At 67.0% G+C, this 13,020-nt stretch carries 13 protein-coding genes and 2 pseudogenes; 7 read left to right on the plus strand and 8 right to left on the minus strand.

Annotated features, from left to right (window positions below; genetic code table 11):
- Positions 1–19: 19 nt before the first annotated feature.
- Both C8E84_RS07200 and C8E84_RS07205 read left to right on the plus strand, forming a co-directional pair.
- The gene (locus tag C8E84_RS07200) at positions 20–952 is read left to right on the plus strand and encodes a cation diffusion facilitator family transporter (protein ID WP_159900805.1); all 933 of its coding nucleotides are present in this window, start codon (positions 20–22) and stop codon (positions 950–952) included.
- 48 nt (positions 953–1,000) lie between these two features.
- Positions 1,001–1,429, plus strand: a complete 429-nt coding sequence (locus tag C8E84_RS07205; RefSeq protein WP_159900807.1) for a VOC family protein — start codon at positions 1,001–1,003, stop codon at positions 1,427–1,429.
- Between the two features lie 196 nt (positions 1,430–1,625).
- Here the strand turns inward: C8E84_RS07205 and C8E84_RS17790 are convergent, their stop codons facing one another.
- Positions 1,626–1,862, minus strand: coding sequence for a hypothetical protein (locus C8E84_RS17790; RefSeq protein ID WP_211675430.1), 237 nt, complete (start codon positions 1,860–1,862; stop codon positions 1,626–1,628).
- A 158-nt stretch (positions 1,863–2,020) separates the two neighbouring features.
- Between C8E84_RS17790 and C8E84_RS18505 the strand changes: the two are divergent.
- Together C8E84_RS18505 and C8E84_RS17795 are read left to right on the plus strand one after the other, a co-directional pair.
- Positions 2,021–2,155 (plus strand): annotated as a pseudogene (locus C8E84_RS18505) (hypothetical protein); the annotation flags it as partial.
- A 14-nt stretch (positions 2,156–2,169) separates the two neighbouring features.
- A complete protein-coding gene (locus tag C8E84_RS17795) occupies positions 2,170–2,712 on the plus strand; it encodes an AAA family ATPase (protein ID WP_211675432.1) in 543 nt (180 codons plus the stop codon).
- Positions 2,713–2,969: 257 nt separating this feature from the next.
- Here C8E84_RS17795 and C8E84_RS07215 read toward each other — a convergent pair whose 3' ends face one another.
- Entirely contained in the window at positions 2,970–4,079 is a 1,110-nt protein-coding gene (locus C8E84_RS07215; RefSeq protein WP_246196838.1) for an IS110 family RNA-guided transposase, read from the minus strand.
- Positions 4,080–4,667: 588 nt separating this feature from the next.
- Here C8E84_RS07215 and C8E84_RS07220 point away from each other — a divergent pair.
- Entirely contained in the window at positions 4,668–5,555 is an 888-nt protein-coding gene (locus C8E84_RS07220) for a chymotrypsin family serine protease (RefSeq protein WP_159900809.1), read from the plus strand.
- Positions 5,556–5,606: 51 nt separating this feature from the next.
- Positions 5,607–6,793, plus strand: a protein-coding gene (locus C8E84_RS07225; RefSeq protein WP_159899933.1) for an IS3 family transposase whose coding sequence is annotated in 2 segments (ribosomal slippage) — positions 5,607–5,891 and positions 5,894–6,793 — 1,185 coding nt in all. Because the reading frame shifts where the segments join, the coding sequence is not laid out codon by codon here.
- A 752-nt stretch (positions 6,794–7,545) separates the two neighbouring features.
- Here the strand turns inward: C8E84_RS07225 and C8E84_RS07230 are convergent.
- On the minus strand, positions 7,546–7,740 hold the full coding sequence (locus tag C8E84_RS07230) for a hypothetical protein (RefSeq protein ID WP_159900811.1): 195 nt from the start codon (positions 7,738–7,740) through the stop codon (positions 7,546–7,548).
- A gap of 270 nt (positions 7,741–8,010) precedes the next feature.
- Positions 8,011–8,388 carry a hypothetical protein gene (locus C8E84_RS07235; RefSeq protein WP_159900813.1) on the minus strand — a complete coding sequence of 126 codons (378 nt, stop codon included), beginning with the start codon at positions 8,386–8,388 and terminating at the stop codon, positions 8,011–8,013.
- A 314-nt stretch (positions 8,389–8,702) separates the two neighbouring features.
- Here C8E84_RS07235 and C8E84_RS18510 point away from each other — a divergent pair.
- Positions 8,703–9,924, plus strand: a pseudogene (locus C8E84_RS18510) (IS256 family transposase).
- A gap of 568 nt (positions 9,925–10,492) precedes the next feature.
- Here C8E84_RS18510 and C8E84_RS07245 read toward each other — a convergent pair.
- From C8E84_RS07245 to C8E84_RS07260, 4 genes are all read right to left on the minus strand, one after another.
- Positions 10,493–10,750 carry a Txe/YoeB family addiction module toxin gene (locus C8E84_RS07245; protein WP_048548373.1) on the minus strand — a complete coding sequence of 86 codons (258 nt, stop codon included), beginning with the start codon at positions 10,748–10,750 and terminating at the stop codon, positions 10,493–10,495.
- Entirely contained in the window at positions 10,747–10,992 is a 246-nt protein-coding gene (locus C8E84_RS07250; RefSeq protein ID WP_048548370.1) for a type II toxin-antitoxin system Phd/YefM family antitoxin, read from the minus strand. The genes C8E84_RS07245 and C8E84_RS07250 overlap by 4 nt, the downstream gene beginning before the upstream one ends.
- Before the next feature lie 278 nt (positions 10,993–11,270).
- Positions 11,271–12,356 (minus strand): redox-regulated ATPase YchF, encoded by a 1,086-nt coding sequence (gene ychF, locus C8E84_RS07255; protein WP_159900815.1) that lies wholly within the window; start codon positions 12,354–12,356, stop codon positions 11,271–11,273.
- 157 nt (positions 12,357–12,513) lie between these two features.
- Positions 12,514–13,020: an NUDIX domain-containing protein gene (locus C8E84_RS07260; protein WP_159900817.1), complete on the minus strand. Its 507-nt coding sequence runs from the start codon at positions 13,018–13,020 to the stop codon at positions 12,514–12,516.

Genomic DNA, 13,020 nt, shown 5'->3' on the forward strand with positions numbered 1-13,020 from the left:
CTGGGAGCACAATGGCTGCGTGACGCACCCCAGCCCCCGCGAACGCGCCGAGCCCGTCGATCTGACGCGCTTCGCGTGGCTGGCGATCGCGGCGGCGCTGCTCACCATCGCGCTGAAGACCGTCGCGTGGCAGATCACCGGGTCGGTCGGGCTCCTCTCGGATGCCGCGGAGTCGGTCGTCAACCTCGTCGCCGCCATCGTGGCGCTCGTGGCGCTGCGGGTGGCGATCATGCCGGCCGACAAGAACCACCACTTCGGGCACAGCAAGGCCGAGTACTTCTCCGCGGCCCTCGAAGGGCTGATGATCTTCGTCGCGGCCGCGGTGATCCTCGCGACCTCGATCGAGCGGTTCCTCAACCCGCGGCCGCTCGAGAACGTCGGGATCGGGCTCGCGGTGTCGGTCGTGGCATCGGTGGTCAACGGCCTTGTCGCGGTGGTGCTGCTGCGAGCGGGGGCCAAGCACCGTTCGATCACGCTGACGGCCGACGGCAAGCACCTGATGACGGACGTGTTGACCTCGGTCGGCGTGGTCGTCGGGGTGCTGCTCGTCACGCTCACCGGGTGGGAGCGGCTCGACCCGGTCGTGGCGTTCGCCGTCGGGCTGAACATCCTCGTCACCGGGTGGCGGTTGATCCGCAGCGCGTCGGCGGGTCTGATGGACGTCGCCCTGCCCAAGGAGGACAACGACACCATCCGGGCGGTGCTGGGCCGCTTCACCACGCACGAGGTCACCTGGCACCGGTTGATGACCCGCGAGGCCGGTCACCGCCGGTTCATGCAGTTCGACCTGCTCGTGCCGGGCGCCTGGTCGGTGCAGCGCGGACACGACCTCATCGAGGACATCTCGACTGCGCTGGATGCCGAGTTCCCGGACATCGACGTCGTGTGCCACCTGGAGCCGATCGAGGATCCGCGATCCTACGAGGATGCCGCGGACCGCCCCCGCGAGTAGCGTGGCCGCTCCCGGCGGCGTCCGCCGCTCCGTCCCCAAGGAGGCGCCATGACCCACCTCGTCGTCCACTTCGAGATCCACGCGAGCGAGCCTCAGGTCCTCATCGACTTCTACGGTGACCTGTTCGGCTGGTCGTTCTCGCGCTTCGGCGACGTGCCGTACTGGGTCATCGACACCGGTGAGGGTGCTGCTGGGGTCGACGCCCCCGGCCACGGCATAAACGGCGGGCTGACCCAGCGGGAGGGCCCTGCACCGGAGCCCGGGGCACCCATCAACGGGTGCAACATCGTGGTCGGGGTCGAGACCGGCGTTGACGAGGTCTTCGCGCGGGCCCTGGCGCTGGGAGCGAGCGAGGCCTCACCCCTGGAGGACATGGAGGGCGTCGGCCGTGGCGGCTACCTGTTCGACCCGGACGGCAACCTGTTCGGGCTGATGTCTGCCGTCATGTCCGACGGCAGCAACGCCATGAGCGGCTGACGCCCTCCCGCCGAGGTCACCCGCCTGGGCCATGCTGTGGGGATGCCGTTGTCCTCGCGGACCGCAAAGGTGACGTGGCGCAAGCCGTGAAAGTGCTCACCGGGGCCGTCCGGCGCGTCAAGCAGCGACGGGCCGGTCACGACCGTGACGACCTCGCGGAGGGCCTCTGGGACGGAGCGGCGTGATCAGGTCACTGTCAGCGGTGGTCCGAAAGGCCTTCGATATTCTTGGCTCGAGCGGACAAGTTGCGGATGTTCTGCCAGACAACTGCCCGGGGCACGTCGATCATGAGTGCTCGGATGCACTCGTCGAGACGTGCTGGGCGATCTCGGAGGTGGGCGACCGCCTTGTCGAGGCTCTCGCCCACCGTCCTGCCGTACGCACCGAGCGCCTTGTGCGCGCCGGCCTTCAGTGCGGTGGCGTCGGGCTTCATCGCCCGGATCGCCCGACGCGCCGATCACTCCACCAATCTGCAACGTTCCGACAGCCTCGACCCGCATCAGGAGCAGCCCGTCAACGACGACGCCGTCGGCGCGCTGACGAGCACCGCGCCCCTCGTGATCGTCGAGGGAGCCCTGGGGAGCAGGCAAGACCACAGTGCTGCGCTCGGTCCGACAGCACCTGGCGTACCACGGTCGGCAACTGATCGTGGTGACCCCGACGATGAAGGCCGCCGACGTCGCCGCGCGTGAGACCGGCGCCGAGGGACACTCCGCCGCCTGGCTGATCCAGCAACACGGGTGGCGCTGGGACGACGACGGCACTGGTCCCGGCAGTCCGACCCCGGACCCTGCGAGTCCGCAGCCCTTCGAACCGGGGACCTGCTCGTGGTCGACGAGGCCGAGATGCTCGACCAGGACGCCGCCCGTGCGCTCCTCACCCTCGCCGAGGAAGCCGGCGCCCGGGTCGCGTTCATCGGGGACCGCCACCAGCTCGCGGCCGTCGGCCGGGGCGGCGTCCTCGACCACGCCGTCGCCTACGCGGACCCGGCGGCGGTCGTGACCCTCGAGACCGTGCGCCAATTCACCGACGAGGCCTACGCCATCCTGAGCCTCCGGATGCGCGAGGGCTACCGAAGCGACGAGGTGTTCGACGCCCTCCTCGCACGCGGGCAGATCGTGTGCACCGCTCCGACGTCGAGCGCACAGCGGCGCTCGCGCGCCTCGGTGCGGCCGGCGACCTCGTCATGGCCGACACCCGCGAACAGGTCGCCGACCTCAACGCGGCCATCCGCGCGCAGCGCACGGACCTCGATCCCCTCTCAGGAGGCCGCCCGACGGTGACCACCAGCCGCGGCGAGACACTCACGGTCGGCGACCGGGTCGCGACGCGCCGCAACGACCCCGACCTCCGCGTCGCGAACCGACAGACCTAGGCGAGCCCGCCGGGCGACCCGCTGAGAATGAGACGAGCACAGGCGGATGAGTCCTGCCTGGGACGTCAGAGTGCCTCCCATGGCATGAACCGGTGGCGCGTCGTAGCGCCCCAGATAGGACTACGCCGGGTGCGGCGTGTTTCACGGACATGGCTCCCCTCTGTGTCAAGAGGCGGCCGGGAGGGGGGTTCTAGGATCGGTGGTGGCGGGTCCGGGAAGTGGCTTGTCCGAAGAGTTGGTGTGGGGCTGTGAGCCGGCCGCGCTGGAGTCAGAGTCGTTGCCCCGTTGCCCTCCCGGGCCCGTCGCCATGTGTCGGGCGGCGTCGTTGACCATGGTGCGGTACACGATGTCGGAGAGTCGGCGTTTGAGCAGGCGCATGGACTCGTTGGAGGTCTTGCCGCGGGCTTTGCTGCGGTCGAAGTAGGCGCGGCCCTCGGTGGGGTTGCGCAGCTGGACGGTGGCCATGATGTGCAGCACGCGGTTGATCTGACGGTTGCCACCGCGGGACAGGCGGTGGCGCACGTTGTCCCCGGAGGATGCGTCGATGGGGGCGGTGCCCGTCCAGGAGCCGAAGTGGTTGTTGTCGGGGAACCGGGTGATGTCACCGACTTCGACGAGTAGCCGGGCGGCGCCTGAGGGGCCGATCCCGGTCAGGTCCATGAGGGTGGTGCCGGTGGCGGCGACCAGAGCGGTCAGCTCCTTGTTCGCGGCCTTCTTGCGCTGATAGATCCGCTCTAGGTCGGTGATCAGTTCGGCCGCGACCCGGCGGCGGGTCTTGCCCGCCGCGTCGCGTGGGCGGACGGTGGCGAGCAGCTTCTTGGCTTGGGCAGCGGACAGGTCCTTCTTCGCTCCGCCGGGGATCAGCCCGAGCAGCAGGTGGTGGACCTGCGACATCTTGCGGGTGTGTTCCTCTCCCAGGGACCGTCGCCGGTCGACCAGGATCCGCAGCACGGCCAGCTGCTCGTCGTTGACCACCGGGCGCAGGCCGCTCATCCGGGTGCCGACCAGGGCCACGGAGTGTGCGTCGGTGGCGTCGGTCTTGCGGCCTTGGCCGGTGGCGAACACCCGCGCCCGCGCGGACAGCTTGGGTGGGACGTCGAGGACATGCTCGCCTTCGGCCAGGAGCCTGTTGGCCACGTGCCTGCCGATGCCCTGACATCCCTCGATCGCCCACACACGCTCGGGCCACGCCTGCACGTACCGTCGCAGCGCGGCATGACCGTCCCGGTCGGTTGCGAATCGGCCCTTGCCGACGATGGATTCGTCACTGGTCATGACTTCGATCGTGACGGAGCGCTTGTGGGGTCCATCCCGATGACGACTCGCGATGTCGTGTCCATGGTGTCCTCCGAACTCGAACCTGATGGGGTTGTCGAGCTGGGAGGGCAACGCTACTTCGAGCTAGGGCATACCCCTCTTGAGCCTCTCCCGCTCTGGCGGCGTCCGGGGACGCGCAGGCCAAATGAGAGCCACACCGAGGTGAGCAGCCGAAATGAGAGCGACAAACCCGGACGCCTAGACCGAGCCTCGTCAGATACCGGCCATGCCGTCAATGAAACCAGTAGCCGATGTCGGACGTTCGTGGGGGCGCGTTCAGAGGCTGTCAGCCACCTGGCCCGCTGGACTTCGGTACCAGACGAACCCACCGACATGCATTGCGGCACTACCGATGGCCGGTGAGCGTCATCAGACCGGACCGAGACGCCCTTTGAAGCAACGGGGATGCTGACAGCGCCGCGTCGCCTTCGGGGGCCCGGCGACCCGCGAGCCGATCGCGGCGCGGGATCAATCGTTAAGATTCCTCGGTTGACTGGCCCTACCGCACTCCCTACCTTTAGTCATTCTACGGGGAGGAGCGGGGCAATGAAATCACGCATTTCATGGCGACGGCGAGCAGGGACGGCAATCTCGAAGTGGGTGCTGGCTATCGCGGTCGCCGGTGTATCCGGTATGGCCACGGATGTACCGGCCGGGACCGCGCCGACGCAGGACTTGTTGAAGGAGCATGACGAGGTTCGCGAGCAGGTCCAGCCGGTCTATGAGCACAACTGGCCCGAGCTCGACGACAAAGACTTGGACGAGCGCTATTCGACCGCCCAGGTTCGCCATGAGCTAGTTGAGAAGTGGTCTGCTGACCCGGAGTTCGGTGGTATCCATTTCGACTTTCCGGGCAACGTTCTGACGGTCTTCGGGCGCGATGAGCGATTCCTCAAGCGCTCCGTCGATGAGCTGGCATCCAGCCTCCCGTCTGAGTCGACGATGACCGCCCGCACCCAAGTCGTCCGCTGGTCCGCTCACGACCTAATAGCGGCATCCACGGCGCTGTCTGAGCACCTGCCAATGGACAAAGAAGACTTCGGCGTCACCTTGGACTATCGCTCTAATGCTGTGGTGGTGCTGCTTCCCGCACGCTACGAAGACGCCCGTGAAGCGCTGGAACGTGACGGCCGCTACGTGGTGGAGATTGTCAAAACCTACGATCGCGGCGAGCCGGCTGCCTGCACCGACCGATACGGCTGCGGAAGACCCCTGCGGGGTGGGATCAACATCGGACGGTTCCAAGGCACTGACTCGACCGATTACTGCACTCTGGGGTTCACAACGAGGGCGACTGACGGCAGCCGCTGGGTGTATTCGGCAGGCCATTGTGTCCCCACGATCGACAGCACGACTTGGGGCCATGGCGAGCAGGAGTTCGGACAGGCTCGCGTCACCCGGAACTCTGGAGGAGCGGGACTGCTGCACGGATAGGTGACAACGACTCTGTGGTGCCGTGGGGTGCCACGGGAGAGGATGTGCACCATGCCCAAGCCGTACCCCAAGGAGTTCCGACAGAACGTGATCGAGGTGGCTCGCGCTCGTGAGGCAGGGACGACGTTGAAGGAGATCGCGACCGATTTCGGGATCTCGGAATCCTGCCTGACTAACTGGCTCGCCATCGCTGACCGGCAGGACGGGAACAAACCCGCCACGGCCGTGAGCGACTCTGGTGAGTTGCGCGAGGCCAAGCGTCGGATCCGGTTGCTCGAGCAAGAGAACGAGGTGCTACGCCGCGCAGCGGCGTACCTCTCGCAGGCGAACCTGCCGGGAAAATGATGTACCCGCTCGTCCGTGAGCTGGCCGCCCAGGAGACCCCGATCAGGGTTCCTGTGACGGTGACGTGCCGGGTGCTGAACCTTGCCAGAGCGCCGTACTACCGGTGGCTGGCCAACCCGGTGACCGACGCCGACTGGGTCGCGGCGCACCGCGCGAACGCGTTGTTCGACGCGCACCGTGACGACCCGGAGTTCGGGTACCGGCTGCTCGCGGACGAGGCCCGCGACGCCGGGCAGGACATGTGCGACCGCACCGCGTGGGCGATCTGCTCGGGCAACGCGTGGTGGAGCGTGTTCGGGAAGAAGCGCTCGAAGAAGGGCCGGCCCGGCCCGCCGGCGCACGATGACCGCGTCCAGCGTGACTTCACCGCGACCGGCCCGAACCAGCTGTGGCTGACCGACATCACGGAGCACCGCACCCGTGAGGGCAAGGTGTACATGTGCGCCGTCAAGGACGTGTGGTCCAACCGGCTCGTCGGGTACTCCATCAGCTCGCGGATGAAGGCCCGCCTGGCCGTGCAGGCGTTGGAACACGCCGTGGACACCCGCGCCCGAGCGGGCGTCGACGTGGCCGGGTGCATCGTCCACAGCGACAGAGGGTCCCAATTCCGGTCCCGCAAATACCTGCGCGCCCTGTCCCGGCACGACCTGCTCGGATCCATGGGCCAGGTCGGCTCGAGCGCGGACAACGCCGCCATGGAGAGCTGGTTCGCCCTGCTGCAGAAGAACGTCCTGGACCGCCACACCTGGGACACCCGCGACCAGCTGAAGCTGGCCATCGTCACCTGGACCGAACGGACCTACCACCGCCGACGACGCCAAGCCCGCCTCGGCAAGTTGACCCCCATCGAGTACGAGACCATCATGACCACACCGGCCACCCAGGCCGCGTGACCCAACCTGTCACCTATCCGTGCAGCAGTCCCAGCCGACTACGTGCGTATCCGCAACTCCAACCCATATTGGCTGGCGGGAACGTTTGGGTGGGTGTACCGAACCCCGGCCGCGCCCGGCGAGATCAACTACGCCGTGAGTTCCGATGCCACGATTAGCGTCGGTGACACTGTGTGTTACGGCGGCCGCTGGTTCACGGCCACGACAACCACGTGTGGCGTCATCATCTCCCGGGCACCCTCCACCGGTGGCCGCCCCCACGTAGAGGGGCCCCGCGTTTGTGGCGGAGACAGTGGCGGGCCGGTGACATACATCGCGGGCTCGGCGCGGTGGGCCTACGGTCTCATCTCCGGGACGATCTCCCCGCGGGATGCGACTAACTGCATCGACAACGACGGGACCGGAGTGAGCTACTTTAGTCCGCTGCCCGCAATCAACGCTCACTCGGACTCCGTATCTGCAGCTTTGGTGAGAGTTGACGTCAGATGACATGGGGATGGGTGGCGCGGTGGAGCCCGGTCGCGCTGGCGGTGGCGTCCCTCGCAGCCTGCACGGAAGGGTCCACTCAGAGAACTCCCACGAGCGCCCCTTCGAGCTCGGAAACCACAACAATGTCGTCACCCAGCGCATCTCCCTTGGCCCGGTCAACGTGGCGGCCCGGACAAAGCGCCATGTCCGGCGCTATTCCAGGTAGTTTGGTGCTCGCGAGCGACGGATGTATAAAGCTCGTGGAGGACGGAGGGCCCACCCACTCAGTTCTGTGGCCTGTCGAGTGGACCGCGGAAGTAGCAGGCACCGAAGCTGTTATCCGCGACCCAACGGGTGACATGACAATCCGCACCGGCGATGAGGTAGAACTCGCTGGCGGATTCTTGAGCGAAGGCCAGTACGAGCCGCAGCGGTGCGCCACGGGTGCCGCCTGGCAAGTCGTCGGCGTCATGCGACATGAGCAGTAGGTGCGGAGCCCCGCAGCGAGGTTCGTCCGGCTGCCGCGCCCGTTCGAGACTGGTCTCCCCGACCTACCACCGCCGCAGGCGCCAAGCCCGCCTCGGCTAGTTGACCCCCATCGAGTACGAGACCATCATGACCACACCGGCCACCCAGGCCGCGTGACCAACATGTCACCTATCCGTGCAGCAGTTCCGCGTAACGACACCTGTCTCAGACTGCTTGACATCTTCCGGCTCGGAAGCTGCCGCCAGTTGCTGCGCGCACTGTCAGCGTTCAAGACAGTCGGTGTATCGCTGAAGCTTTGGCACCTTGCAGGCACCGTCCACCACGGCCCTGCTCCCGAGGTCGTCCGAGAGTGTTGCTGTGAGTGTGTAGGGGACTCCGCGATCGTCACACCCCGTTGGGTACTCCCATGCGTAGACCGTGACGACCACCTGGTCGGTGCGCTCTTCCACGTCCAAGCGTGAGCCGTCCTGGCAGTAGCTACCCGTGTAGTTCACCTGAAGGTTGCGGCCTTCCACGATGGCTGGTTTCACGAACGGCTTCGGTTCGCCACGGGTCAGGTCGATCCACCACCACGCGATCAGGATCAACAGCAGCCCACCGGCGATAGGAAGTGCCCAGCGCCGCATGCTCGTCCACATCTGTCTGCGCCCTCCTCGGAGTCTTGACGGCCGTGGCTGCATCCTGCTCCTCGGAGGCTCGGCGGCGAACCTGCTCAGCCAAATGTCACTACTTCGAAACCGGGCATCGCCAAAGGCATCCACGACCGATCCGCGGCAGTTGAGGGGTCTGTGCAGAACCTTGTGTAACTGGCACTGGCGTGAGCCTCCCGCGCCGTGGGTGTGGGAGGGAGGAGCATCACGTCATGTCTGATCATGAGGAGCAGGTCCCGGCCAGTGCCGGTGAGTTGGTTTCGGCGCCTGGTTTCGCGGGGCTGGAGCTGGACCCGGCGTCGATGCGGGGCTTTGCTGAGTTGTTGGTTGCCCAGGCCGCTGGCCGGGGTATCGCGTTGACCGGCGAGGGCGGCCTGTTGACATCGTTGACTCGCCAGGTGCTGCAGTCGGCGTTGGAGGTCGAGATGGCCCAGCATCTGGGCTACGACAAGCACGACCCGGTCGGGCGGAACCTGGGCAACTCCCGCAACGGGACGACGCCGAAGACGATCCGCACCGAGGTCGGGCCGGTCACGATCACCGTGCCGCGTGATCGTGCGGGCACGTTCGAACCGCAGATCGTGCCCAAGCATCAGCGCCGGCTGTCCGGGTTCGACGAGAACGTCATCAGCTTGTACGCCAAGGGCATGACCACCGGCGACATCGGCAACCACCTGTCCCAGGTCTATGACACGCAGGTGTCGAAGTCGCTGGTGTCCGCGGTGACCGAGCAGGTCGGGCGGGACCAGAAGGCGTGGCAGTCACGCCCGCTGGACGCGGTGTGCCCGGTGGTGTTGATCGATGCGATCGTGCTCAAGGTCCGTGACGGCAACGTCGGGAACCGGCCGGTGTACGTGGCCATGGGCATCACCCTCGAGGGTGAGCGGGACGTGCTGGGGATGTGGGTCGGCCCCACCGGTGGGGAGGGCGCGAAGCAGTCGATGAACATGCTCACCGATCTGCGAAACCGTGGCATCCTCGACGTGTGCATCGTCTGCTGCGACGGCCTCAAGGGGCCTGCCGGACGCGATCCGCGCCACCTGGCCGCTCGCGGACGTGCAGACGTGCGTGGTGCATCTGGTGCGCAACAGCCTGCGGTACGCCTCCAAGAAGCACTGGTCGGCGATCACGGCGGACCTGAAGCTCATCTACACCGCGCCGTCGGTCCCGGCCGCGGAAGAGGCGTTCGAGGTGTTCGCTGCCAACTGGGAGAGCATGTACCCGGCCATGGTCGCCTCGTGGCGACGCGCTTGGCAGGAGTTCATCCCGTTCCTGGACTTCCCCCTCGAGGTCCGCAAGCTGATCTACACCACGAACGGGATCGAGTCCCTCAACGCCAGGTTCCGTGCCGCGACTCGTCGACGCGGCCACTTCCCCGACGAGGACGCCGCGCTGAAGGTGCTCTACCTGACCGTGCTGGAACGGCAGAAGAACCGACCCAACCCGACCGGCCGGATCAACGGCTGGAAGGCCATCCTGAACACCCTGAGCATGACCTACGGCGACCGCCTGGGTCTGAAGTAGCCAGTGCCAGTTACACAGAGTTCTGCACACTCCCCGCCCGGCGCGACCAAGACGACGGTTCTTGTGCGGCTTACAGAGCTGGCAACCCTTGTGCTGACGGTGAGGTGAGTGAGCCATCGTGACTCCGATCCGTGACCAACACCCGCCACGGAGGGCGGGGTGAGCATGGTCGGGCAATCACAGAGCCGAGCGTACTCGCGCTCACTGCGGCATGTGAATGAAGGTCAGTGGCTGTCCCGACCGTCGTCCACGAGCGGGTATCCGGTCGGGTACTCGATCCAAGGCCCGCGCCCCTCGGTGCCGCAAGCCGGCTCGGCGGCGTGCCGCGTCGCCCAACCATCGGCGGGGCACCTTCCGCACTGAAGAACGTGGTCGATGTCGACATCGCGCTCCAACGTGCCGTCGCGTAGACGTGCCTCCCAGACATACTTCCGCCGCCGCCCGAACGGCATCCCGCGCCTCAGCGATGTGGCGCGAATCGCGACAGGCAGCTCGTCACGACTCACGCGGGCATCATCGCAGGGCGCGGAGCCGACTTCACCGATCTGCGGCAGGAGCGGACGACTCGTCAGACGTAGTGGAAGCGGGCTTGGAGGATCACCAGGTCGTCGCCGTCGACGAGGTAGACGAGCCGATGTTCCTCGGTGATCCGACGCGACCATGCCCCGGCCAGCATGTGTCGCAGTGGCTCGGGTTTCCCGATGCCGGCGACCGGGTCTCGCAGGGCGTCATCGATGAGTCGGTTGATCCGTTTCAGCATCTGCCGGTCAGCGGCCAGCCAATACGTGTAGTCCGCCCACCCGTTCGGTGTGAAGACCAGCCTCATCGCACCATGTCGTGCTCGTCCCGCTGCCCGGACCGTGCCTGCTGCAGGCTCTCGAGCAGGTGTCGGGCATTGGCCGGGACCCGCAACAAGTGGGCCGTCTCCTCGAGCGCGTCATAGTCCGCGCGAGACATCAGCACCGCGTCACCGCGGCGGGAGGTGATCTCGATCGGAGTGCGGTCCTCGTTGACCTGCTCGATGAGAGGAAACAAGTTCTTCCGTGCCTCGCTTGCGGTGACAGCCATGATCTCTCCTACTGGTACGGTTTCTTGTACCAGTATGTCACGATCCGCCAGTGCCGACAACGTCCGACACTCGGCATGACCGGAAGGGTCTGCGGCCCTTCCGGCCTGCTGCGTACCGCCGCCCAAAGGGTCACGTCGAAGGTGGGTCACATGACCGCAGCGGGCTCCGGACATAGGCCCTCAGACGCGCAGATCGAGCGCATCGCGGAAAACTTCTTGCGGACTGTGTGCGGACTGGGAGAGGGCGCACCCCCTCTGACCTGCGCAAACGTGCCAATTCAGACGTTGAAGCGGAACTCCACCACGTCGCCGTCGGCCATGACGTAGTCCTTGCCCTCCATGCGCACCCGCCCAGCCGCGCGAGCAGCGGCCATCGAGCCAGCGGCATCCAGATCGGCGAACGAGACGATCTCGGCCTTGATGAAGCCGCGCTGGAAGTCGGTGTGGATGACGCCTGCGGCCTGGGGGGCGGTCCAGCCCTGGTGGATCGTCCAGGCCCGCGACTCCTTGGGGCCGGCCGTCAGGTAGGTCTGCAGCCCGAGGGTGTGGAACCCGACCCGAGCGAGCTGGTCGAGACCGGACTCCTCCGCCCCGAAGGACTGGAGCATCTCGAGGGCGTCCTCGGCGGACATCTCCATGAGGTCCATCTCGAGCTTGGCGTTGAGGAACACGGCGTCGGCCGGTGCCACGAGCTCGCCCAGACGGGCGTGCAGGTCGGTGTCGGCGAGCTGGTCCTCGTCGAGGTTGAACACGTAGATGAACGGCTTGGTGGTGAGCAACCCCAGCCCGGCAGCGAGATCAAGGTCGACACCGGCCTTCTCACCGGCCGCGAACAGCGTCTCCCCTGCCTCGAGAACCTTCTGCGCGGCGACCGCGTTCTCGAACGCCGGGCGCGACTCCTTTTTGATCCGGCTCTCCTTCTCGAGGCGAGCCACCGCCTTCTCCAAGGTCTGGAGGTCGGCGAGGATCAGCTCGGTGTGGATGGTCTCGATGTCCGAGGTCGGCGAGACCTTGCCGTCGACGTGCACGACGTCGCCGTCCTCGAAGGCCCGCACCACCTGGCAGATCGCGTCGGCCTCACGGATGTTGGCGAGGAACTTGTTTCCCAGCCCCTCCCCCTCGGAGGCGCCGCGCACGATGCCGGCGATGTCGACGAAGGACACCGTCGCCGGAAGGATCTTCTCCGACCCGAAGATCTCGGCGAGCCGCGCGAGCCGCTCGTCCGGCAGCGGGACGACCCCGATGTTCGGGTCGATGGTCGCGAACGGGTAGTTCGCGGCGAGGACGTTGTTCTTCGTCAGCGCGTTGAACATCGTCGACTTGCCGACGTTGGGGAGACCGACGATTCCGATGGTGAGTGCCACGAGGACAGGAGTTTAGCCGGGTTGGGCGCCGCCCCGGTCCATGGCGTCCCTTACCCGGCGAAGGCGGAGACCACGATCCAGCCGAGGATGCCGGCGCTCACCAACACGAGCGCGCCGAGGAACGCGAGCGCCAGGCGGCTCTCGTCGTCGGGGATCTTCATCTGGTCCTCCCGGGTTCGCTGTTCTCGAGGTAGAGCGGGTGTTCGGCGTCAGCGGCCACCTCGAGCATGCGTGCGGTGTACGGCGCGACGTGCGCCGCGGCATCCGCGATGCTCCGCCAGTGGGCGCCCGCGATCTCGCGCCGCAGGTACAGTGCCGGGTCGAGCTCACCGGCGTGGTGGACTCCCAGGTCGAACAGGTACAGCAGCGCGTCGTCCCAGCCGCGCCACGGCGGGAGCCAGTTGACGGCGAGCAGTCGCCCGACCGTCACGCTGAGCCCGAGCTCCTCGAAGATCTCGCGCTCGACGCAGGTCGCCGGCGACTCCCCCGGGTCGACGACACCGCCGGGCAGGTCCCACTCGCGCTTGTAGCTGAGCTCGCACAGCAGCACGCGCCCCTTGGGGTCGCGCAGCACACCTTGGGCGATGGCCCGGGTCCGCGGGAGGCGGGCGTTGAGGATCGCGATGCGCTTCAGGCGCTCGGACTCGGTCTCGCTGCGTGCCAT

The sequence above is a fragment of the Ornithinibacter aureus genome (assembly GCF_009858245.1).
GTDB classification, from domain to species: domain Bacteria; phylum Actinomycetota; class Actinomycetes; order Actinomycetales; family Dermatophilaceae; genus Fodinibacter; species Fodinibacter aureus.